Annotated in this window: 18 protein-coding genes; 8 read left to right on the top strand and 10 right to left on the bottom strand. The window is 62.8% G+C overall.

Translation table 11 applies throughout. The annotated features are described in order from the left end of the window. Nucleotides 1–54: 54 nt before the first annotated feature. Together hemA and WS61_RS06005 are read right to left on the bottom strand one after the other, a co-directional pair. A complete protein-coding gene (gene hemA, locus WS61_RS06010) occupies nucleotides 55–1,353 on the bottom strand; it encodes a glutamyl-tRNA reductase (protein WP_034209821.1) in 1,299 nt (432 codons plus the stop codon). 26 nt (nucleotides 1,354–1,379) lie between these two features. After that, nucleotides 1,380–2,144, bottom strand: coding sequence for a response regulator transcription factor (locus tag WS61_RS06005; RefSeq protein ID WP_059499690.1), 765 nt, complete (start codon nucleotides 2,142–2,144; stop codon nucleotides 1,380–1,382). Between the two features lie 171 nt (nucleotides 2,145–2,315). Here WS61_RS06005 and WS61_RS06000 point away from each other — a divergent pair, with 171 nt between their 5' ends. The 4 genes from WS61_RS06000 to WS61_RS05985 all read left to right on the top strand — a co-directional run bounded on the left by WS61_RS06000 (nucleotide 2,316) and on the right by WS61_RS05985 (nucleotide 5,652). Continuing rightward, nucleotides 2,316–2,570, top strand: coding sequence for a hypothetical protein (locus WS61_RS06000; RefSeq protein ID WP_034209823.1), 255 nt, complete (start codon nucleotides 2,316–2,318; stop codon nucleotides 2,568–2,570). Nucleotides 2,571–2,588: 18 nt separating this feature from the next. Beyond that, entirely contained in the window at nucleotides 2,589–4,403 is a 1,815-nt protein-coding gene (locus WS61_RS05995; RefSeq protein WP_059499689.1) for an aminopeptidase P family protein, read from the top strand. A gap of 77 nt (nucleotides 4,404–4,480) precedes the next feature. Continuing rightward, nucleotides 4,481–5,032, top strand: coding sequence for a cysteine hydrolase family protein (locus WS61_RS05990; protein WP_059499688.1), 552 nt, complete (start codon nucleotides 4,481–4,483; stop codon nucleotides 5,030–5,032). Beyond that, nucleotides 5,029–5,652 carry an HAD family hydrolase gene (locus tag WS61_RS05985; protein ID WP_059499687.1) on the top strand — a complete coding sequence of 208 codons (624 nt, stop codon included), beginning with the start codon at nucleotides 5,029–5,031 and terminating at the stop codon, nucleotides 5,650–5,652. The genes WS61_RS05990 and WS61_RS05985 overlap by 4 nt, the downstream gene beginning before the upstream one ends. Nucleotides 5,653–5,782: 130 nt before the next feature. Here WS61_RS05985 and ettA read toward each other — a convergent pair whose 3' ends face one another. The 3 genes from ettA to gcvA form a co-directional block, all read right to left on the bottom strand. Continuing rightward, on the bottom strand, nucleotides 5,783–7,450 hold the full coding sequence (ettA, locus tag WS61_RS05980; RefSeq protein ID WP_059499686.1) for an energy-dependent translational throttle protein EttA: 1,668 nt from the start codon (nucleotides 7,448–7,450) through the stop codon (nucleotides 5,783–5,785). A gap of 169 nt (nucleotides 7,451–7,619) precedes the next feature. After that, the gene (locus WS61_RS05975) at nucleotides 7,620–7,928 is read right to left on the bottom strand and encodes a DUF3761 domain-containing protein (RefSeq protein ID WP_059499685.1); all 309 of its coding nucleotides are present in this window, start codon (nucleotides 7,926–7,928) and stop codon (nucleotides 7,620–7,622) included. Between the two features lie 98 nt (nucleotides 7,929–8,026). Further along, nucleotides 8,027–8,944, bottom strand: coding sequence for a transcriptional regulator GcvA (gene gcvA / locus WS61_RS05970; protein WP_059499684.1), 918 nt, complete (start codon nucleotides 8,942–8,944; stop codon nucleotides 8,027–8,029). A gap of 193 nt (nucleotides 8,945–9,137) precedes the next feature. Here gcvA and WS61_RS05965 point away from each other — a divergent pair, with 193 nt between their 5' ends. The 3 genes from WS61_RS05965 (at nucleotide 9,138) to gabP (ending at nucleotide 12,606) form a co-directional block, all read left to right on the top strand. Then, on the top strand, nucleotides 9,138–10,412 hold the full coding sequence (locus WS61_RS05965) for an MFS transporter (RefSeq protein ID WP_059499683.1): 1,275 nt from the start codon (nucleotides 9,138–9,140) through the stop codon (nucleotides 10,410–10,412). A gap of 80 nt (nucleotides 10,413–10,492) precedes the next feature. Continuing rightward, nucleotides 10,493–10,837 (top strand): MmcQ/YjbR family DNA-binding protein, encoded by a 345-nt coding sequence (locus tag WS61_RS05960; protein ID WP_059499682.1) that lies wholly within the window; start codon nucleotides 10,493–10,495, stop codon nucleotides 10,835–10,837. Between the two features lie 377 nt (nucleotides 10,838–11,214). Next, a complete protein-coding gene (gabP, locus tag WS61_RS05955; RefSeq protein ID WP_059499681.1) occupies nucleotides 11,215–12,606 on the top strand; it encodes a GABA permease in 1,392 nt (463 codons plus the stop codon). A gap of 296 nt (nucleotides 12,607–12,902) precedes the next feature. Here gabP and WS61_RS05950 read toward each other — a convergent pair whose 3' ends face one another. The 4 genes from WS61_RS05950 to WS61_RS05935 form a co-directional block, all read right to left on the bottom strand. After that, nucleotides 12,903–13,325 (bottom strand): hypothetical protein, encoded by a 423-nt coding sequence (locus tag WS61_RS05950; RefSeq protein ID WP_038771198.1) that lies wholly within the window; start codon nucleotides 13,323–13,325, stop codon nucleotides 12,903–12,905. Continuing rightward, a complete protein-coding gene (locus WS61_RS05945; protein WP_157692684.1) occupies nucleotides 13,309–14,958 on the bottom strand; it encodes a hypothetical protein in 1,650 nt (549 codons plus the stop codon). The genes WS61_RS05950 and WS61_RS05945 overlap by 17 nt, the downstream gene beginning before the upstream one ends. Before the next feature lie 407 nt (nucleotides 14,959–15,365). Then, nucleotides 15,366–17,054: a site-specific integrase gene (locus WS61_RS34720; protein WP_059499680.1), complete on the bottom strand. Its 1,689-nt coding sequence runs from the start codon at nucleotides 17,052–17,054 to the stop codon at nucleotides 15,366–15,368. Beyond that, nucleotides 17,047–18,312, bottom strand: coding sequence for a site-specific integrase (locus WS61_RS05935; RefSeq protein ID WP_059499679.1), 1,266 nt, complete (start codon nucleotides 18,310–18,312; stop codon nucleotides 17,047–17,049). The genes WS61_RS34720 and WS61_RS05935 overlap by 8 nt, the downstream gene beginning before the upstream one ends. 1,024 nt (nucleotides 18,313–19,336) lie before the next feature. On the opposite strand from WS61_RS05935, the gene WS61_RS05930 reads away from it, so the two are divergent. Then, nucleotides 19,337–20,041 carry a hypothetical protein gene (locus WS61_RS05930; RefSeq protein ID WP_157692683.1) on the top strand — a complete coding sequence of 235 codons (705 nt, stop codon included), beginning with the start codon at nucleotides 19,337–19,339 and terminating at the stop codon, nucleotides 20,039–20,041. Between the two features lie 273 nt (nucleotides 20,042–20,314). Here WS61_RS05930 and WS61_RS05925 read toward each other — a convergent pair whose 3' ends face one another. Continuing rightward, the gene (locus WS61_RS05925) at nucleotides 20,315–22,060 is read right to left on the bottom strand and encodes a protein kinase (RefSeq protein ID WP_095211614.1); all 1,746 of its coding nucleotides are present in this window, start codon (nucleotides 22,058–22,060) and stop codon (nucleotides 20,315–20,317) included. Nucleotides 22,061–22,333: the final 273 nt, after the last annotated feature.

The raw sequence follows: 22,333 nt of genomic DNA, 5'->3' as shown, positions 1-22,333 counted from the left end.
GAAAGGATAGACCGGCGGCAGAACGACGACCGGCCGGCGGCAGGGCGAGCGGCGCTAGTGGCCGGACGGGTCGTTCGAGCGTGGCGCGTGCTGGTAGAAGCCGCGCATCAGGTCGATCAGCGAATCGCGATCGGCGCCGTTGACGCGGTTGAGCGCGCTCGTCGGGCCGTGGATCAGCTTGTTGGTCAGCGCCTGCGAAAGCGCTTCGAGCACGGCCGCCGGATCGTCGCCGCGCGCGAGCAGCTTCTGCGCCTTCTCGACTTCGGCCCGGCGCAGCGCATCGGCCTGCGTATGCATGTGACGGATCACCGGCACGACGCTGCGCGTGTCGAGCCATTGCATGAAATTCTGCACGCGCGTCTCGATGATCGCTTCGGCCTGGGCGACCGCGGCCTGGCGCGATGCATTGCCTTCGCGCACGATCGCGCCGAGATCGTCGACGGTGTAGAGGAACACGTCCTTCAGCTTGCCGACTTCGGGCTCGATGTCGCGCGGCACCGCGAGGTCGACCATGAAGATCGGACGGTGGCGGCGCGCCTTCACCGCGCGCTCGACCGCGCCGAGGCCGATGATCGGCAGCGTCGATGCGGTGCACGACACGATGATGTCGAATTCGTGCATGCGGGTGGGCAGATCGGCCAGCGGCATCGCGCGGCCGTTGAAGCGTTCGGCGAGCCGCTGGCCGCGTTCGGCCGTACGGTTCGCGACGACGAGTTCGCGCGGGCCTTGCGCGGCGAAGTGCGTCGCGCACAGCTCGATCATTTCGCCGGCGCCGATGAACAACACGCGCTGATCCGACACCTTTTCGAAGATCCGCTGCGCGAGGCGAACCGCGGCGGCGGCCATCGACACCGACTGCGTGCCGATTTCGGTCGTACCGCGCACTTCCTTCGCGACCGCGAACGTGCGCTGGAACAACTGGTTCAGATAGGTGCCGAGCGCGCCGGCTTCCGTCGCGGTGCGAACGGCATCCTTCATCTGGCCCAGGATCTGGGTTTCACCGAGCACCATCGAATCGAGGCCGGAGGCGACGCGGAACGCGTGCCGGACCGCTTCCGACTGCGGCAGCGCATAGACGTGCGGCGCGAGCTCGTCGACCGGAATCCGGTGGTATTCCGACAACCAGCGGATCGCGCCTTCGCGGGCCGCGCGATCGTCGGTCGCGCAATACAGTTCGGTGCGGTTGCAGGTGGAGAGGATCGCCGCTTCGGGCGTATTGGGCGCCTGCGGGCCGAGAAACACGTTCTTGAACGTAACGAGAGCCGGTTTGATTTGCTCGAGCGGAAACGCCACGCGTTCGCGCAGGGCGACAGGCGCAGTGTGGTGATTGATTCCGATCGTGAGGAGTTGCATATCGAGGGCTATCGTTTAGCCCCATATTATAGCGTTTCGGCGATTTCCTCACTCGCCGCATACCGGGCATCGGCGTGGCGCGGCCGGGAATTTGGGGGCTCGATCGGTACGCGGTCGAGCTGATAGCCGAAGCCGTAGAGCGGCAACAGCTGGTAGCCGCGCTCCGGAAGCAACTGCAATTTGCTGCGCAGCCGGGACGCGTGCGTGTCGAGCGTGCGCGACTTCATGTCGCGGCGGCGTGCCCATACCGTTTCCAGGATGTGCGCGCGCGACACGGGTCGCGACAGGTTCGTGAACAGCAATTGTGCGAAACGGAACTCTTTCGGCGTGAGTGAAACGATTGCGTCGCCGAAACGCACGAGACAATGCGTGGCGTCGAACGCGTATTCGCCATACATTTCGCGCGAGCGGGTGGGCGCCCGCCGTACGCCGGCGCGCCGGCTCAGTGCGTTGACGCGCGCGAGCAGCTCGGGCCCGCTCACCGGGCGCACGAGGCAATCGTCGGCGCCGGCGTGCAGGCACGACACGATTTCGCTTTCGCGCGCCGACTGCATCACCGCGATGGCCGGCAATCCGGGCAGGACCGCCTGCGCGCGCGGGATGACTTCCTGCGCCGGCTGGTCGCCGGCCCAGTGGCCGGTGACCAGCATGTCGCAGGTGTTGTCGGCAGCGAGCCACTCGAAGAATGCGGTGCTGGACGAAAACGCATGGCACACGTGGCCGCCCGCGAAGAGCAGGCGGTTCAGGAGTGCGGTATGACGCGATTCCGGATCGATCAGAGCGATTCGCATGAGGATTTCTTCAATACGGCAGCCGGTGTGCGCTTGCCATAACGTCGAGTCGGCCCCTACACTCGAATGTTCGCGGCGCCCGGCTGGTCTCGGGTTCGATGGATGAATCGATGCTAGCCGCTGGCAGCGTTCACGCCTATGGGACGAATCTGAATTTATAGAAGGCGTTGAATGAACTGGTTTGGAATCCTTGTCCTGGGAGCGGCCGTCGGGCTGTTCGGCCGCTGGCTGCATCCGCTGCGGCGCACGGGCCGGCCGGCGTGGTGGATCGCGGTGCTCGTCGGCATCGTGGGCGCGGCCGCCGCCCGCATGGTCGGCAATCTCTCGGGACTGTTTTACGATGGCGAGACGCTCGAATGGCCGGTCTGCACCGGCGTCGCGTTCCTTGCCGTAGCCGTGACGGTCGCGCTGTCGGCCCGTCGCTGAATGCTCTCAGGTGAAATCATGAATGCCCGTCTCCCCGAAGTCTCGCCGGTGCCGGCCCGTCTCGCGCTGCTGCGCGACGCCATGGCGCGCGAGAATCTGGCCGCCTATCTCGTGCCGTCCGCCGATCCCCACTTGTCCGAATACCTGCCCGAGCGCTGGCAGGCGCGCCGCTGGCTGTCCGGCTTCACGGGCTCGGTCGGCACGCTGGTCGTGACCGCGGATTTCGCGGGGCTGTGGGTCGACAGCCGCTACTGGGTGCAGGCCGATGCCGAACTGGCGGGCACGGGCGTGCAGTTGATGAAGATGACGGGCGGGCAGCAGAGCGCACCGCACGTCGACTGGCTCGCGCGGAACGTGGCGGCCGGCGCGACGGTCGGGGTCGACGGCGCCGTGCTCGGCGTCGCGGCCGCGCGCGGGTTGACGGCCGCGCTGAGCGCGCGCGGCATCGCGCTGCGTACCGACGTCGACCTGCTCGATGCGATCTGGCCGGAGCGGCCGGGGCTGCCCGGGGACGCGGTATTCGAGCACGTCGCGCCGCAGGCCGACACGACGCGCGCGAGCAAGCTCGCCGACGTGCGCCGCGCGATGCACGCGCAGGGCGCGCAATGGCACTTCGTGTCGACGCTCGACGATCTCGCGTGGCTGTTCAACCTGCGCGGCGCCGACGTCAACTTCAATCCGGTGTTCGTTGCGCACGCAATGATCGGCACCGATCGCGCGACGCTGTTCGTCGCCGACGGCAAGGTGCCGCCGGCGCTGGCCGCGTCGCTCGCGCAGGATGGCGTCGACGTCCGCGCCTATGACGCCGCGCGTGCGTCGCTCGCGGCGCTGCCCGACGGCGCGACGCTGCTGATCGACCCGCGCCGCGTGACGTTCGGCACGCTCGAGGCCGTGCCGGCCGGCGTGAAGCTCATCGAGGCCGTGAATCCGTCGACGTTCGCGAAGTCGCGCAAGACGTCCGCCGAGATCGAGCACGTGCGCGTGACGATGGAGCACGACGGCGCCGCGCTCGCGGAATTCTTCGCGTGGTTCGAACAGGCCGTCAATCGCGAGACGATCACCGAGCTGACGATCGAGGAAAAACTCACGGCCGCGCGCGCGCGCCGCCCCGGCTACGTGTCGGCGAGCTTCGCGACGATCGCCGGCTTCAACGCGAACGGCGCGATGCCGCACTACCACGCGACGCGCGAGTCGCACGCGACGATCGCCGGCGACGGGCTGCTGCTGATCGATTCGGGCGGCCAGTACATGACGGGCACGACCGACATCACGCGCGTCGTGCCGGTCGGCACCGTCAGCGACCTGCAGCGGCGCGATTTCACGATCGTGCTGAAATCGATGATGGCGCTGTCGCGCGCCCGCTTCCCGCGCGGCATCCGCTCGCCGATGCTCGACGCGATCGCGCGTGCGCCGATGTGGGCGGCCGGGCTCGACTACGGCCACGGCACCGGGCATGGCGTCGGGTACTTCCTGAACGTGCACGAAGGGCCGCAGGTGATCTCGCACTATGCGCCGGCCGAGCCGTACACGGCGATGGAAGAGGGGATGATCACGTCGATCGAGCCGGGCGTGTACCGTCCGGGCCAGTGGGGCGTCCGGATCGAGAACCTGGTCGTGAACCGTGCGGCCGGGCAGACGGAATTCGGCGATTTCCTCGCGTTCGAGACGTTGACGCTGTGCCCGATCGACACGCGCTGCGTGCTCATCGAGATGCTGCACGACGAAGAGCGCGCGTGGCTGAACACGTATCACGCGACGGTGCGCGAGCGCGTCGGCCGGCACCTGAGCGGCGACGCGAAGGCGTGGCTCGATGCGCGCACGCAGCCGATCTGACGCAACGCGCGGTAATGGCTGGAGGGCGGCCGGATAGCGACCGCACGACGGCGGAACAATCACAGCGAGGGGAAGTCATGGCGGACACTGCGGTGATCGTGGTCGACATGCAGCGCGGGCTGGTGGAGCGGGCGCAGCCCGCGTACCGGCTCGACGACGTGGTGTCGGGCATCAACCGGCTGACGGCGGCGGCGCGCGCGGCGAACGCGCCGGTGTGCTTCGTGCAGCACGACGGCGACGCGGGCGACGACATCGTGCCCGGCACGCCGGGCTGGGAGCTGCATGCGGGGCTCATCGTAGGTCTCGACGACTGGCGTGTGCGCAAGCAGGCGAGCGACGCGTTCCACGACACGCCGCTCGCGGTGCAGCTTGATCGCCATGGCATCCGTTCGGTGCTGATCTGCGGCTATGCGACCGAGTTCTGCGTCGATTCGGCCGCGCGCCGTGCCGCGCTGCTCGGCTACCGGACGACGGTCGTGTCCGATCTGCACACGACGAACGAGCGCGCTCACCTGTCGGCGGCGCAGATCGTCGCGCATCATCACTTCATCTGGAACAATAATTCGCTGTCGGGTAACGCGGTGACGCCGCGTCCGCTCGCAGACGTGCTCGCCACGGAGTTCGCATGACGATCAAGGCAGTGGTGTTCGATTTCGGCGGCGTGCTGATCGACTGGAGCCCCGAGTACCTTTACCGCGAACTGATTCCCGACGATGCCGAGCGCCGCTGGTTCCTCACGCACGTGTGCGCGATGGACTGGGTGGTCCGCCAGGACGGCGGGCAGACGATCGAGGAAGGCACGGCCGAACTCGTCGCGAAGTTTCCGGAGCACGAAGCGCTGATCCGCGCGTTCTACGCGCGCTGGCACGAGATGATCGGCGGCGTGCTCGAAGAGGGCGCGGCCCTCGTCGACCGGCTGGACGCGCAAGGGATGCCGCTGTTCGGGCTGACGAACTGGTCCGCGCAGACGTTTCCGTATGCATGGGACAACTTCCCGGTGCTGCGCCGGTTCAAGGACATCGTCGTGTCGGGCCGCGTGAAGCTCGTGAAACCCGATCCGGCGATCTACCGCGAGATGCATGCGCGGATCGATCCGCACCTGCCAGGCATCGCGCCGCACGAGCTCGTGTTCATCGACGACAACGCGAAGAACGCCGCGGCTGCGACGGCGCTCGGCTGGCACGGCATTCATCATACGAGCGCGGCGACGACCGAGGCGCGGCTGCGCGAGCTGGGCGCGCTCGCGTAAGCGGCGGGGCGAACGTCGGGGGAAAAAAAGCGAGCCAAGGGCTCGCTTTTTCGTCGTGCCGTTCCGGATACGGCCGCTTTCGGCATCCGGCGCCGCGCGATCGCGGCGCCGGGCGCCCGGGCCGCGCCGATCAGCGGCTGATCGGCTTGTAGCGCAGGCGCTTCGGCTTCGCGGCTTCCTCGCCGAGGCGCGCACGCTTGTCGGCTTCGTACTCCTGGTAGTTGCCGTCGAAGAACGTGACCTGCGAATCGCCTTCGAACGCGAGGATGTGCGTCGCGATCCGGTCGAGGAACCAGCGATCGTGCGAGATCACCATCACCGAGCCCGCGAATTCGAGCAGCGCGTCTTCCAGCGCACGCAGCGTTTCGACGTCGAGGTCGTTCGACGGTTCGTCCAGCAGCAGCACGTTGCCGCCCGAGATCAGCGTCTTCGCGAGGTGCAGGCGGCCGCGTTCGCCGCCGGACAGGTTGCCGACGATCTTCTGCTGGTCGCCGCCCTTGAAGTTGAAGCGGCCGATGTACGCGCGCGACGGCGTTTCGTACTTGCCGACCGTCAGCACGTCGGCGCCGCCCGAGATTTCCTCGAACACCGTCTTCGAACCGTCGAGCGCGTCGCGGCTCTGGTCGACGTACGCGAGCTTCACCGTCGGGCCCATCACCACTTCGCCCGAATCCGGCTGTTCCTTGCCGGTCAGCATCTTGAACAGCGTCGACTTGCCGGCGCCGTTCGGGCCGATGATGCCGACGATCGCGCCGGCCGGGATCTTGAAGCTCAGGTTGTCGATCAGCAGGCGATCGCCGAACGACTTGCTGACGTTCTTGAACTCGATCACTTCATTGCCGAGGCGCTCGCCGGCCGGAATGAAGATTTCCTGCGTTTCGTTGCGCTTCTGGTATTCCTGGCTGCTCAGCTCCTCGAAGCGCGCGATACGCGCCTTCGACTTCGCCTGACGGCCCTTCGGGTTCTGGCGCACCCACTCCAGTTCCTTCTTGATCGCCTTCTGGCGCGCGGATTCCGACGCCTCTTCCTGCTTCAGGCGCTCTTCCTTCTGGTCGAGCCAGCTGCTGTAGTTGCCCTTCCACGGAATGCCGTGACCGCGGTCGAGTTCGAGAATCCACTCGGCCGCGTTGTCGAGGAAGTAGCGATCGTGCGTGACGGCGACGACGGTGCCCGGGAAGCGCACCAGGAACTGCTCGAGCCAGTCGACCGATTCGGCGTCGAGGTGGTTGGTCGGCTCGTCGAGCAGCAGCATGTCGGGTTTTTCGAGCAGCAGCTTGCAGAGTGCGACGCGGCGCTTTTCGCCGCCCGACAGGTGCTCGATCTTCGCATCCCACGCCGGCAGGCGCAGCGCGTCGGCGGCCACTTCGAGCTGCTGCTCGGGGCTGCCGCCGTCGCTCGACGCGAGGATCGCCTCGTATTTCGCCTGCTCGGCTGCGAGCGCGTCGAAGTCGGCGTCCGGCTCGGCATACGCAGCGTAGATTTCTTCCAGTTTCTTGTTCGCCTGGAACAGGTCGCCGAGGCCTTCCTCGACGGCTTCGCGCACGGTCTTCGTCGGATCGAGCTGCGGTTCCTGCGGCAGGTAGCCGATGTTCAGGTTCGGCATCGGCGTCGCTTCGCCTTCGATGTCCTTGTCGATGCCCGCCATGATGCGGATCAGCGTCGACTTGCCCGAGCCGTTCAGGCCGAGCACGCCGATCTTCGCGCCGGGAAAGAACGACAGCGAGATGTCCTTCAGGATCTGGCGCTTGGGCGGCACGATCTTGCCGACCCGGTTCATCGTGAAAACGTATTGGGCCATTTCGGTGTGAAAGTCAGAAGTGGTTGAGACGGCCGCGCAGCGCGCGGGCGTGGCGGCGTCGGGGGATTCGGTACGGAGCGTGCCGCGCGGGGCGCGGCGGTGCGAGCGCGTATTGTACTTCGCCGCCGGCTGCCGCTGGCGCGGTGCAGGCCATTCGGCCGATCCGCGCTCACAGCCATGCGGCGACGCCCCCGTGCCCCGAGCACGTGCCGCGCCGGTGGCGGCTGAAGCTGTACGTGCCGTCGCGGCAACGCGCGCTCGCGCCGTTCGGCACACGGCCCGATTTCGAATGCGCGGGCGCATGCACGGTTTCGCCGTCGCGGTTGCGATACGTGTCGTGACGGTCGAGATCGGCTTCGTTGCCGTAGCCGGGCGGCGCGCGATACGCGTGCGCGGAAGCGGGCAACGCGGCGCCCGCGACGAAGAGCGCGGCGGACAGGGCCGCGACATGGGTCGCGCGATGGAGCAGGGCACGCATGGTCTCTCTCGTTCTGTTCGTTGTCGTCGTTGTCGTCGATGCCGGGCCGGTGGCCCGCGCCGCATGTTAGCGGATCGACGCCGTGGCGCCGCGCGACGCTACGCCGCGCCGGACATCGACGCCGCGCCGTCGGCCTGCGCGGCGTCGAGAATCCACCGGCGGAACGCGGCAACCTTCGGCCGTTCCGCGTGATGCGGCGGATAGACGAGGTAGTACGCGAAATCGTCGAGCCATGCGGCGTCGGCAAGCTGCACGAGCCGGCCGCTCGCCAGCTCGCCGCGCACCATCGCGGCCGGCAGCAGCCCGGCGCCCTGGCCGGCGACGATCGCCTGCAGCAGCAGGCCCGAGTCGTCGAACGCGGGGCCGCGCGGCGGGCCGAAATCGTCGATCCGCTGCGCGCCGAACCAGATGTGCCAGCCCTTGCGTTCGGCGTCGTGCAGTTGCGGCCAGCCGACGAGCTCGGCCGGCGTCGCCGGCATGCCGAGCCGCGCGACGAGGTCGGGCGACGCGAGCGCGACGATTTCGACCGTCAGCAGCCGTTCGCTGCACAGCCCGACGTAGCGCCCGAGGCCGTGGCGGATCGCGACGTCGACGCCGTCGCGCGAGAAATCCGCGAGCGCATGGCTCGTGACGACCTGCAGGTCGACGTCGGGGATAGCCTGCCGGAACTGCGCGAGGCGCGGGACGAGCCACGCGGACGCGAAGAACGGCGTGACGCTCACCGTCAGCACGCCGCTGTCGGCGGCGCTCGACACGCGCTGCGACGCATCGGCGATCTGCCGGAACGCGTTGCGCACGGGCGGCAGGTAGTCGCGGCCGGCGGCCGTCAGCAGGATGCCGCGATTCACGCGCTCGAACAGCTGCACGCCAAGATGGGTCTCGAGCGTGCGGATCATCTGGCTCACTGCGCCGGGCGTGACCGACAGCTCCTCGGCAGCCGACTTCACCGACAGGTGGCGGGCGGCGGCTTCGAAGGCGCGCAAGGCGTTGAGCGGCGGCAGGCGGGAACGATTCATTTAGTTTTTCTAAAGCGAAAGGCCGACGAAATATGGTTTGAGGCGACGCGTACGCGCGAGTACCGTTGACACATCGGATCGCACGTTTCGCGGCTGCCTGCGGGCGGCCGATGCGATCAACATAGTTCAACTATATCCACGGGGCAATCCGGACGCCGCCCGGCAGCCGGTGGAACCCGAAAGGAGCATCGTCATGAAGCGCCCCGGCACATCGCGCCTTTTCTACGGCTGGTACGTGGTGGCGGCCGCGTTCGCCGTCACGTTCGTCGGGTTCGGCAGCGCGTATACGTTCAGCGCGTTCGTCGAGTCGCTGCAGCGGGATTTCGCCGCGTCGCGCGGCCAGATCTCGCTCGTGTTCTCGCTCGCCGGCTTCCTGTACTTCGGCTTCGGCATCGTCAGCGGGCCGCTGGCCGATCGTTTCGGCTCGCGGCGGCTCGCCGTCGCCGGGATGCTGCTGACCGGCGCGGGGCTCGCGGCCGCCGGTGCCGCGCATACGTTGCTGCAGGTCTATGTCGCGTACGGGCTCGGTGTCGGGCTCGGCGTCGGTTGCGCGTACGTGCCGGCCGTCGGCGCGGTGCAGCGCTGGTTCGTGCGCCGGCGCGGGTTCGCATCGGGGCTCGCGGTCGCGGGGATCGGCGTCGGCACGCTGGCGATGCCGCCGCTCGCGTCCGCGCTGATCGCGCAGGTCGGCTGGCGCGGTGCGTATTTCACGCTGGCCGCGATCGCGATCGTGCTGGGAGCCGGCATGTCGCTGCTGATCGAGAACGACCCGCACAGGCGCGGATGGCTGCCGGACGGCGATGTCGCCGGCGATGGCAGCCGGAATGCCGCTGCTGCATCGACCGGCGCGAACGGCGCGAACGTGCGTGCCGGCGCGACGGTGCGCGAAGCCGTCACGTCGCGGCCGTTCGCGAGTCTCTATGCGGCCTGCCTCGTCTGCTCGTTCGGTGTGTTCGTCCCGTTCGTTCACCTCGTGCCGTATGCGCTCGATCACGGTGTCGCGCCGTCGACGGCCGTGCTGCTGCTCGGCGCGATCGGCGTGGGCAGCACGGCCGGCCGCTTCTTCCTCGGCGGTCTTGCCGACCGCTTCGGCCGCCGCGCGTCGCTGCTCGCGATGTTCGCCGGCATGGCCGTCGCGTTGGTCGCGTGGGCGGGCGCCGGCACCGTCGCGACGCTGGCTGCGTTCGCGCTCGTGTTCGGCGTGTTCTACGGCGGCTGGGTCGCCGTGCTGCCGGCGGTCGTGATGGACTATTTCGGCGGCCGCAACGTGAGCGCGATCATCGGCATCCTGTACACGAGCGTCGCGTTCGGCACGCTGATCGGGCCGGCCGCCGCCGGCTTCATCTACGATGCCGGCGGTGGCTATCTCGTGCCGATCCTCGCGAGCGCCGCCGCGAATGCGATCGCGTTCGCGATCGTCGCGACCACCGGGCGTGCGCCGGACGCCGCGCGCGCGGCCGGCGGATAACGCCACCTGCTGGGCGCGTCGCGCGATTTCCGGTAAGGTGGCCGGACCGTCAACCATCGACGCAGGGTCGGGGAGGCATCGTGACATTCGACGAAGTCCGGCAGATCGCATTGGCGTGGCGCGGCGTCGAGGAAGGCACGTCGTACGGCACGCCCGCGCTCAAGGTGAAGGGCAAAGTGCTCGCGCGGCTGCGCGAGGACGGCGACACGCTCGTCGTGAAGGGCGTCGGCCCCGACGAGCGCGCATGGCTGATCGAATCGGCGCCCGACGTGTATTACGTGACCGATCACTATGTCGGCTGGCCGATCGTGCTGGTGCGCCTGTCGGCCGCGCATCCCGACGCCGTGAAAAACCTGCTTCTGCGAGAATGGCACGCACGCGTGCCGGCGAAGTGGCGGGACGAAGCCGCCCGCGACGGGAACTGAACGGCGCGCCCGGCGCACGAGCCGCCGCCGAACCGGATCAAGCGTTGCATCGGTTCGTATCGATGCAACGAGTGGTTCCATCGAAATTCTTCAATTGGTTCTTAGTGACGAACCGTTTGATGCTTACACTCCTTCGCTTCGAAGGCGGCTGACGACAGCCGACGGAACGGGCGTACGCGATGCGCCGGCGCCCAGCGCGCCGCATCGCACCCGCAGCTTCGCAGACTGCGCGGACGACCCGACCGGAACGGCCCGGTCCGGCCTCGTGCCCGTGTGCGATTGCATGCGGGGCCGCAGCCGGATTCGACAACGACAACACCCCGCGCCGCCTTCACGCGACACCGGTCGTACCGGAACCGTTTTTTGGAGAGAGACAGATGAGTGGAAGCAACACGGGCCTCGGCACTGGCCTGAAGCAGCGTCACGTGACGATGATGTCGATTGCCGGCGTCATCGGCGCGGGCTTGTTCGTTGGCTCCGGCCATGCGATCGCGGAAGCCGGGCCGGCATCGATACTCGCGTATGCAATCGCGGGCGTGCTGGTCGTGCTGGTGATGCGCATGCTCGGCGAAATGGCCGTCGCGCATCCGGACAGCGGGTCGTTCTCGACCTATGCCGATCGCGCGATCGGCCACTGGGCCGGCTTCACGATCGGCTGGCTGTACTGGTGGTTCTGGGTGCTTGTGATCCCGATCGAGGCGACCGCCGCCGCGACTATCCTCAATGCGTGGTTCCCGGGCATCGCGACGTGGATCTTCGCGCTCGGCATCACGCTGCTGCTCACCGTCACCAACCTCTTCTCCGTCAAGAATTACGGCGAATTCGAATTCTGGTTTGCGCTGATCAAGGTCGTCGCGATCGTCGTGTTCCTGTGCATCGGCGGCGCGGCGATCGTCGGCATCGTTCCCGCGCCGGCCGTGTCGGGCGTGTCGAACCTGTTCGTGCACGACGGCTTCATGCCGCACGGCGCGAGCGCGGTGCTCGCGGCGATGCTGACGACGATGTTCTCGTTCCTCGGCACCGAGATCGTGACGATCGCGGCCGCCGAATCGGACAACCCGCAACGCCAGATCGTGCGCGCGACGAACTCCGTGATCTGGCGTATCACGCTGTTCTATCTCGGCTCGATCCTCGTCGTCGCGGCCATCGTGCCGTGGAACGACCCGTTGCTGCCGAAGCACGGCTCGTATCAGCGCGCGATGGAGTTGATCGGCGTGCCGAACGCGAAGGCGATCATCGACGTGATCGTGCTCGTGTCGGTCGCAAGCTGCCTGAATTCGGCGTTGTACACCGCGTCGCGGATGCTGTTCTCGCTGTCCCGGCGCAAGGACGCGCCGGCCTTCCTGCATCGCACCGATTCGACCGGCACGCCGCGCGCGGCTGTGCTGGCGTCGACCGCGTTCGGTTTCCTGACCGTGATCGCGAACTACCTGATGCCGGAACAGGTGTTCGGCTTCCTGCTGGCGACCTCGGGCGCGATCGCGCTGCTCGTGTATCTCGTGATCGCGATCTCGCAGTTGCGGATGCGCAAGACGCTCGAAGCGGGCGGCACCGACCTGACGCTGCGGATGTGGCTGTTCCCGTGGCTCACGTGGGCCGTGATCCTGTTCATCTGCGGCACGCTGACCGTGATGCTCGTCAGCGAGGAGCACCGGATGGAAGTCGGCGCGACGGCCGTGCTGGCGTTGATCGTGCTGCTCGCGTCGTGGCTGAACAAGCGTGGGCGCGATGCGCAGGCGCAAGCGGGGCGGCGCGTGTCGGCGACGTGATCGGATCGAATGACGTGACGGCGGGGCGCAAGCCCCGGTCATGAAAATGGCCCGAGCGGCGTTTGCCGGTCGGGCCATTCGTCTTTCGTGCCGGGGCACGCGTTGCGCGATGCCATGCGTATCGCACGGCATCGTGCCGATGCAGGTGTCAGACGTTGAGCGCGCACGCCAGAGTTTGAGGGCCATGGACATGCCATAACTAACTGTTTATATTGAAAAATATTCTGTCGCCTCGATGTCCATGGTTTCATCTGAATCCAGACTCATTTTAGGGTCCGGATGTCCATAGCTGACAGTTACTTCTGCAACGGCGTCGGCGGGGGAATCAAATCATCAAGCCGGGCCTGAAGGCGAGCGTTCACCTTCAGAAGTTCGAGCACCATGCGCTCTGCGGAAAGGAGCTTTGCCTGTGCGTGGTCGCGCTGGTCCTCCAGCCTCTTGACCTTTGCCGCTAAGTCGTCGCGTGCGCGCGCCCGTCGGTCTCGACGTTCCCGCTGCACCGCTTTCTCTTCGCTATTGATTTCTACCCATGCTTGAATCTCGCGAATCAGCGCCGGATAGCGCGCCTTCCTGAGTGCGGTGGGGTCGGTGCCAGCCTCCTTGGCGACGTTGTTCTGGCTCACAGGAGTCCCCGGCGGCATCACTTGCGGCCTGCCGGCCTTCAGGCGTTCGAAAGCCAAGCGGAATCGTTGTTCTGCCGTCTCAGTTGCGGATGACATCGAGATAGTTCCTCAGACTGCGTGCCTCGGTTTGTAGGGCCCGCTGACGCGGGCTGCCTGGCTGAGCTTCTTCAATTTGTCGTTCGATGCTTTCAAGCCGCAGCTCGACTGATGGTTGTCTTTTCCTGTCATATATCGCGTCGCGGCAAGGTCTGTCGCCATCACCGCCCGCGCACCGCGCAACCGACTCAATGCCGCCATAGTCACAGTGGCCCCTCTTTGTGCAGCCTCCAAGTCGGGTCTCTCTGAACGAGACTTCACCGTTGCGGCTCGCTTTAACAAGCGCGTTGAAGTCCTTGTTTCCAATCAAGTTGACCACAATCTCCTGCTTGCGCTGCTCGCCAAGCGGGGAGACGTAGCGGTCCTCCACAAGGACTTCAATCTGCTTGGCCAGCACCTCGTATCGGGCCGCCACAGTTACACCCTCGCACTCCTCGTTAAAGCGAACCCGACTGTAGTTCCGCCCGTAGTATCGGGTTTGAAGAAGCGTAAGGTGCTTCATGATGACCTGGATAGAGCTGTCGCTTAGAAGGCCACTGGCAAACATGTTGATTGCACCTGTCCGGCGGAGCTGGTGATAGGCCAATGGCCAAGTCTCGCCAATCTTGAACTTTCCACTCTTATCTAGGTTCGGAGTGAACATGCGAGCAGTGACCAGGTCGTCCTCGGTAACCCTCATTACCTCCTGGTCAAAAAGTCGCGGATACCGTTGTATCAAGAATTGGTAGTTCTGCACATTTTTACGCGTCGAGTGGAGTTTCCTGCCCGGACTGCACGCCCACGGTTCAAAGGCGGCGCAATACAGGTAGGGATTAGCTTTGTCGTAGTCGCTGCAGTAGACGCCAGGGTGGGAGGCCGCACAGCGCGTGCGCAACCTGGCTATCGAGGTCATCGCGTTTACAGCGACCTCGACACTGGGGCTGGTTGGCCACCGAGCGTCGCTATCCGGGTCGGTTTTGGTGGTCTCGCCGCGAATGACTGGGATGCGACCGAGAACAGGGTCCGGGTCCCATAGGAGGCAATCGGACCTCGACTCGGCAGCCTCTTCTTTCCGTTGGAGCGTGAAGTTAATGATGTACGCGAGCCCTACTGACTGAACCAACGTCAAATACGCACCGAAGGACCTAATGTCGATGGTTTCTTTTTTCGGGGGGCGAACCCACTCTTGAAGGAGTGCGTAGATGCCGAATCTCTGAGCGGTAAGCTCAAAGCGACCATGGTACTGTCGACCGGTCCGCATACCAGCTCCCTGCTTTTGCGCAGTAAACGGGAGGTAGGTGTCCGGACGTGCCTTTGCGGCAAGCGCGGCCTCAAGGGAGCCGAAGTTGTGCGCATAGGCGTCCGCACAGAAGTTGAAGCAGTCTTCGACCCGCTGCCTGTATTCGAGGAAATCATCGAGACACTTTCTCAGCCGCAGAACTTGATAGGTCCAAATGCGCGGTGGGATGTAGGCGGTTTGTACGACTTCGTCTTCGCCATCTTCCACAAAGGCCCGAGACAAGCGGCTGATGCCCACCTCATCTAGCAGCGAGAATCCAATCTGGTCCTTCTCTCGGAGCAAGCGGTCCAAGATAATCAGAACATGTCTCTTCTGGCCTGCGAGCGGGAACAGCCCCGATACCTTCTCGAGCACTCTTGGGAATTGAACGAGATTGCTCGCCAAAATGCCTTCGCGGTCGCAGAGGACCACAAGCCTACGTATGTGGTTGAAGCACGACTTGACATACCCCCAGCTTCTGGCACCCCGAGGGCCCCAGATTATCCAAGTGGCCAATAGTCTCATTATGTGCTGGTTCTCGGGACTTAGCGATGGGGCGCTACGTCCGTGCCGTCCTCCTGCGAATCGAAGTTTGAAGCTTCTACCTGCCCACCCGGAGAAGTCCCAATAGTTGTCGCCCCATCGTGACAGGGGAGAACCTTGCGCGTCTTCACTGACAATCCAGTCGTTTGGCGGTGGCCAGTATGGTGGCCGATAGCAAGCACTTTCAGGTGTAATCGGTGCGCTGGTCAACTTCAGCACAAGGTCATAGCCGGACGCGCTCATGCCGTACCCTCCAGTTCAGCGATTTCGTTTCGGAAGTTCGGATGGAAATCTCCCTCAGCAATGCGGGCCTGCGCTTCGACAACCCACCTGCGTCTTACTTCGTTGGACTGCTCGAACCACCTCAACTTCGCGTAGATGCGGGCAATAACAAGCTGCGAGGGCGGCGCGTCTTCGTCGCGTTTCGACAAGCTCGTCCTACTCAACTCAATGACTTTGAGATGCCCGAAGCTCGTGAGTGCCCAGACGTAGTCAAGCGAGTCCACGTCGCGGTGGTTCTCACACCATAAGCACCCAGAAGCCCTTATGCAATTGGGCTTTGGCGCATTCTTGGGAATCGCTACAACCTCTTTGGGAGAGCCGGTACAACCACCCGGTGCCACAGCTTGCGTCCTAGCCGAATGCGGGTCAAATTTCGACCAGAACCGTGTAGCCTCGACCATGGCACGCTGAAGACTTGGTCGCTCATATACTCTGAGCAACGTCTGCTGCGTATGTTGCGCCATTTCGGCTGTCAGGTCGGGGTCGGCTGATTTGCGTAGCAGCCAGTTCACCCTTGTGTTTCGCAATGAGCGCGGCGAGATAAAGCGGACGTCGACTTCCTTGCAGGCGGCACGAAGTCTGTGCGCGTCGAATCTCCCCTCCGGCCTGCGTCCTCTAATTCCGATAAAAGGAAAGAGACGATTAGAGTACGAGAATAATTTCTTGCGCCATTCTAGATAACGCTCAAAGTGCGGCTTGTAGTCTTTGAATATTTCAAATAGCACGGTACCACTGCGGCGGTCTTTATGCTCCTTTACCTGATAGCCATCGAGGTGGCTGACATAGAAGAAGTGCCGTAGCTCGATATTGAGCGCTTGCGCTAGGTTCATCCCCGTTTGCCCGATGAACATGAGCAACTCAGCCTCAATCCGCAGATTAGCAAGTGGGTGCCGCTCCCCAAGTTTTGCTTCATTCGCAATTTGCAATTGCCATGCTTTGTCTCCATTGCGAGTTAGTGTCGTTCCGCTCCTCAGCTTGATTTCAACGGGAAGAGGGGTATCAAGAACCGTGTGGAGCGTTAGCCCATCACAGATGTCTTGCAGCAAATGTCCAAAGGCAAAGGTTTCGCACAAGTTTTGTTTTTCTGCTTGGACGCCGACCGCTGTTTTTCGCTGGCTCGTCCATTTCAGCCGGGTCAACTCCACGATACGAGTGTGCCGTTCTAGGACACGGTCCAAGAGCGTCCCCACCGCTGCACCAAAGGCGTAGGCCGAGTGCATCGAAAGAGGTCGATGGTCTGGATAGCGCACGTTTGCAGCGATTCGCTTGTTCATGCGTGTTCGATGAAACAACGAGTCTGCCCACGCACAGTAGGTGTCGGCGACAGCTTCGAGGGTCAATGGTCGATTCGTCCGGTCTGCAAATCCGAAGAAGGTCCTCACGAAGCGGACCTGTGTGGATGCCGTTTCTCGAGAGCCACCACTACCGAGCCCCACACTGATTTCTTCGTGCAGCCTGGATACGAGTTCCAAGCGGTCGAACTGTGGGTCGCCCAGTGCTCCGCTGGCTACCAACCTTCCAACCCTGTCCGCTTTAGCTTCAGCACCGCCCTTGTAAAGCAGGATGTTCAGGTTCCACGGCGTCTCATTCGCTCCGAACCTGACATGGGGGAAGCTTAGGTCCGGTAACCGCAGTTGGTTACGCATCTGCGTTGTCCCAATTTCTGTTGCGGAGGCCGGTGAATGCGTCATTAAAGGCTGCTGCAAACTGCCCCTTCGCGCGGGTGTTCTCGAGGAACGTGATATAGCGTAAGGTGTCTCTTTCATCCTTGTGAAGCATCGCGTCCCTGACGAACCTTATCGCGTCGGTGGTCTTGGCTCCGCTATCAAGCAGGATTTGCATCAACCACGTCCCGAAAGTGGCGCGAGACTGGTGAAATCTAAAACGCTGCATGAACTGTAGTCCAGCCGCGACAGCGCGTTGCCTCATTTCCTGAACCAGCCGATTCACAGTGTCGACGGTATATGTGCGCCCCCTGCGCGTAAGAAAAAGCCGATTCTTGTCGTCGCCCCGCGCCTTCGCTTCTCTTAGGAGCCGCGTTGTCGAATAGGCATATATTTTTAGGTCATCCAGCACCGCTTTGGGAACCATTAGCTCGCCAGCGACCGAGAACTTGGTGGCCACACCAGTTCCTGGCCCCACGCGAAGCCGATATATACCAGGCGTATGCGGGTCCTCCCTCGCTGTTTGCAAGCTGCTCAAGGTGAGGGTGGTGATGGTGCCTACGCGTGCTCCCGTGAAGAAGCCTGTGCTGAGCGTCAGGTGCAGCTCCTCGATTTCATGCATTGCCGTGTATGCCAGTAGTCTGCTCATGTGCTCTGAGCGAAGCGGCAAAAGACCTTCTTCGAGCGTAGCGCCTACCCGCTTGCGGTTCGGGATTTTGAGGTCATTGGTCAGGCGGACCATGCTCCGCTTGAAGCCGGCTGCATCATAGAAAGGGATGGCGGCAAGCCGGTCAACCCACATGGGGCCATCGGCGCGCACAAGGTTGTGCGCTTCAGCGAACCTGTAGAACTGGATGACAGTGCTCATACAGTTCGATGCCGTGCTGCTGGCCAGCATGCCGTCGTCCCGCTCTTCAACGAGGTGCTTTCTGAATCTCCTTAGCACCTGCTCTTCCTTGCGGATGGGAAAGTGTCTCCAGTCGATACCAGACGCCTCAAGGAAGTTGGCGTACCGACTCAAGTGCTTCATCGTTCGGTTGGTCGTCTCGGCATGCACGTGACAGGACGCAGTCCGGTCCAAGGCCCACAGGTTTGCTTCGTCCCAGCCGCGGCCGTCGTCCCAGAAGATTTGCGGCAATCGGTCAATCGGCCTCTTTGGTTCTTTCGTCCAGAACAGTTCATCGTGCTCGCACAACGAGGCATCGAAGAACTCATGGTGAATGTATTCAAGCCGCGCCATCGTGCGGCCCCACGAGAATGTTTAGGATGATTCGTTCTGAATCATCGAGCATGGGAGCGCATTGAACGAGCGAGGTTAAACCAAATCTCGTTCGGAAGGATGAGCCGGTTTGACCGGTGGATGGAGACCGATAGGGAGCTGAGATTAGAGCAGCAGTTTTGGCGATGCTGGCACTACAGAACTCCCTGTGTACCACAGCCTGTTCGTAACGGACGCTACTGCGGAGTAAATATGCCGGAACGGAGGGTCGCCGGTCGGGCAATTCTGCTCGACAGCGGCCACGGCGGTCGGAGAGGCTTCTGATACGGGTGGCCGGCCGCGGACGAGGCGGACCGCTTACAAACCGTCTATGACTAATCCCATCGCGTTGCTCGATTTCTTGCCACATCGCATCCTCGCCAATTTACCCTCTTATAAATATGCGAGGTGGACCCCGGTCATAGGGCCCCGCGACGTTTTCGAGTGCGATGTGGGTCAAATAGGCGTTGCGCCCACTTTCCAATTTAGCAAATGCGCTTCCTACTTTCAAGTATTTCGATTGCTCTGTCTGAATGAGTGTACGATACCGAGCGCCTCTGGACAAAGCCCTCGCCAGCATACTACTACTTGCGTATTGCTCAATAAAAATTATACGGTTTGTATAACTAAATGATTTATCAATGACTGTGAGTTCAGCTAGATTGAGCTGCCCTGCCATTCCTTGTTAGCGCCAGTTGGCTTCTTGAGTCACCATACGCATCAGGGATAAGAGCGCTCGGACGAAGCGGCGCAGAAAGGTTTGTGCGCCGGCGACATTAATCAATCTGCCTCGAGCACTGAGGCGGTACTGTGAAGCGCATCACTGCGATACTCATCCACGTGACAGATAGCGTGATGGGCTCCAGCACGTGCCATCTTCGCCGGCTAAAGAGTTTCTCGCCGCAGCCGTTATTTCCGAAAGGCGATAGTCGGCCTATGGCGCACGGGAAAGGCCTCTTTCTGCGCGGTACCGTGTGCCAGTCCAACTTGATGAGGAAATACGGTGATGAGCAGCAACATTTTTTCGCGTGGATTCGAGACGGTTGGCTTCAATTTCGGCCGTCTGCTGTCATGTGTCCTTTCGCTCGGACACAAATTGGTGGGCCGAATGCTGGACTGGTGGATTTCGACCCCTGTGCAGCGCGCGGCATTCATGGGTTTCGCGCGAGTGAACGCCCTTTACGTCACGCTCGCTTGCATGGTGACCACTAGCGTATTTGCGTGGCTGAGCCCCAGAAGCGACCTTGCAACAGCACTGCTGCTGGTGACCTTCTTGCCGCTGCAGAGCATGTACTTCCGGCTGAACCCCGGCAAGGCGTCGATGATTGTGACGTCCTGCTACGGCCGCGAGTTGCGCGTGCATCTGCCCGATACGAGCGTGCGCCCTCGCGATGTCGCGGTACTTCGCGCGCAGGTCGACGAACTAGTGCGCATCGCCCGGATATGCCATGCGCATACGTTGACGTTCAATTCGCCGCTTTTGGCAGCGAAGTCCACGAGCACCCTCCTGGCGCGTACTCTGGCGCGGGCCGCGGCGAGCGCGAATGCGGACGTGCGCGTCGAGGTCGAGGAGCCGAGGGAAGTTCACGTCGTCTCACATGGCAACCTTTCGGTCTACGCGAACCGGTATGAGGCGCTGCGCGATGGACGCCTTGCCGTTGGCCCGCGTGGTAGGCTGATGAGCCGCAAGATGCAGGTGCGATTTAAGTAGCTCTCGAAACGCCACATCTCCAACTGCGGGGTGAGCGCATGGCATTTGCCGTCACCGCCGGCCGACGAGTCCCAACTTCCCAAGCTGAGAAGCCCGCCCGCGCCGCTCGGTGGAGCTACGCCTTCCCGAAAACGAGCAACTGTCTGCGTAAGCTCCGGAGTCGTTCGCGTCAGGTTATCGAACTCTGAGAGACTGACGGCAGGATTTGAAACGGGGGCACGAGGCCTACATCAGCCGCCGCTACGGCAACGCGCCCCTGTGGTCTTTGCTCAACTATTCCGACGGCGATGCAGGGATTACGGTATAGCGAAGCTGTATCAGGTCGTCGTAAGAGTGCACCTTCTCACCGCCTCCGAAGCGACGATGCTCGCGTTTACTCCGAACGCGAACAGATATGTCGCGCTCCTCACCTATGTCGTCTGCAGTGAATTTATAACTCCACGTGTTTGAATCGGTCCAGCCGCTATCGGTGGTCTGGTGCAACATCTTAAACTGGTACTCCAACGGTTCCTCTTTCGGGTCAATTGCCAGTGCCACGAAGTCGATACGTTGGCCAACTTGAACAGTTTTGCCCGTTGCACGAGGGTGTGGCCGCAGATTCCCATCAAATGCTATCGTCGTACCGAGACTGTCCTGCACCGACAGCATCTGTGCGTAGGGACTGTCGTCGGCGAAGAGCGTGCTTCGCTGATTGATGGACCCATCCAACTCGATGACTTGCTGGACGACCGGCTTGAATTGAACGCGAATCGCAGAAAAGAGGCGGTCGATTTCTACGTCCTCTTCACTTCCACCAGGCAAGAAGTTGACCGATTCAGTCCAGACATCGGTGGGCGGTCGATTATCTCGGGATATTTGATAATTTGCCGATATCTTTGCGGAAGTCGCGTCGCTGAAATCGCAACCGATGGTCATTTTCAGACGCGCAAACTCGCGAATTTCATCTCTGCGTGGAACGGTCGCCTGCAACTCGCCGCCCCAATAGTAGTTGTCGACCTGCACGCCCACTCCAATGAAATTTGCATTGGTCAAGGCCTCACTGAGTCGAAGGAATATAGGTCGGAGCTTTTCGCGGATGCGCTCGCCGGTTTCGCTTAAACGCTGTTGATGCTCATTGCTCGCCGCTTGCGCCGTCTCCATGTGATATTTTGGTACGGCAAGGACCGGTGCAAGGTCGGACAGGTCGAGTTCTGCGGCGTCGGTCTTTAGCACGGGAGGGGCTAACCATGCGTCAAGCTCGCGAGCAAAGGCAGCCATAGTTGGTCGTTCGCTCGCCACGTGCTTGGTTGCAGCTTCCAGAATTGCGTCAAGTAACGATGCACGAGCGTCCGATACATATGAACTTGCGCGTAGCGCTTCAACTGTTGTCGACAAAACTCCCGGAAGTGGGAAGTTCTGACCAGTTATTAGGACCCAGAGGGTTTTTGCAAGCGAGTACACATCTGCGGGCTCTCCGTCCGAGTCAGACGCGTCATTGAGCATCTCTGGCGCCATGTAGAAGACGGGGCCGATACGTTCACCTTCTAGCGTCAGAGACTCCTTACCCTCGAAATCCGCGAGACCGAAATCGCCTACCGTCCATTTCCCAGCGTACTTGAACAGATTATCGGGCTTGATGTCACGATGGGTGACTTCGAGTGCATGAATCTCAGTCAGAAGGTGTGCGATGTCCCGAATGCTAGTGACGACCTCCGCGAGAGTTGGTTTATCGCCCAATGCATCCATCATGGGTTGGGCTAGCTGCATCGCGAACCAAGCCGGACGTTCATCTGACGGCCTCTCAGGGATATCAAAATCGATAACTGGGATGCATCCAAGGTGCTCGCATTTCTGCATCGCTGAGATTTCGTCACGGAACCGGGCGAGGCGCTGGGTGTCCCAACTTCTTGTTAGTATTTTGACGGCTGCGGTCTGTCCAGCATTCGTAGCCTTTACTACCCTGCCGTTTCCGCCTTTCCCTAATCTCTCGCCCAATTGCCAATTGCCTACCTTGGTCAGCGGTTTCCGTCTCGACGACATTGCTGTTTAGTCCCTTAGCTGTGGTTGAAGACGCAATGAATCTGCACGTTCGCCGAGTTTGATGTTGGCGTGCGTGTGTGATACGTTCCAAGGAATTATGCGCTCGTTCCACTATTCGACGTAACGAATTTGGCACCCTCCACGTGAGATGGGCGTAGTGTCTGCTGCGACTGGCCCGGGGCGGAGCTCTACATCGTGAGACGTTAGAGCCGAAGCGGCAATTTCCCGATATTTGCCAGATATCGACTCGCAGCGCTCAAGAGGTTGTACTCA

Origin of the sequence: Burkholderia sp. ABCPW 11 (assembly GCF_001523445.1) — a bacterium.
GTDB lineage: Bacteria > Pseudomonadota > Gammaproteobacteria > Burkholderiales > Burkholderiaceae > Burkholderia.
Note: the sequence above shows the minus strand (reverse complement) of the source record. Positions and strands in the feature narration are given on the sequence as shown.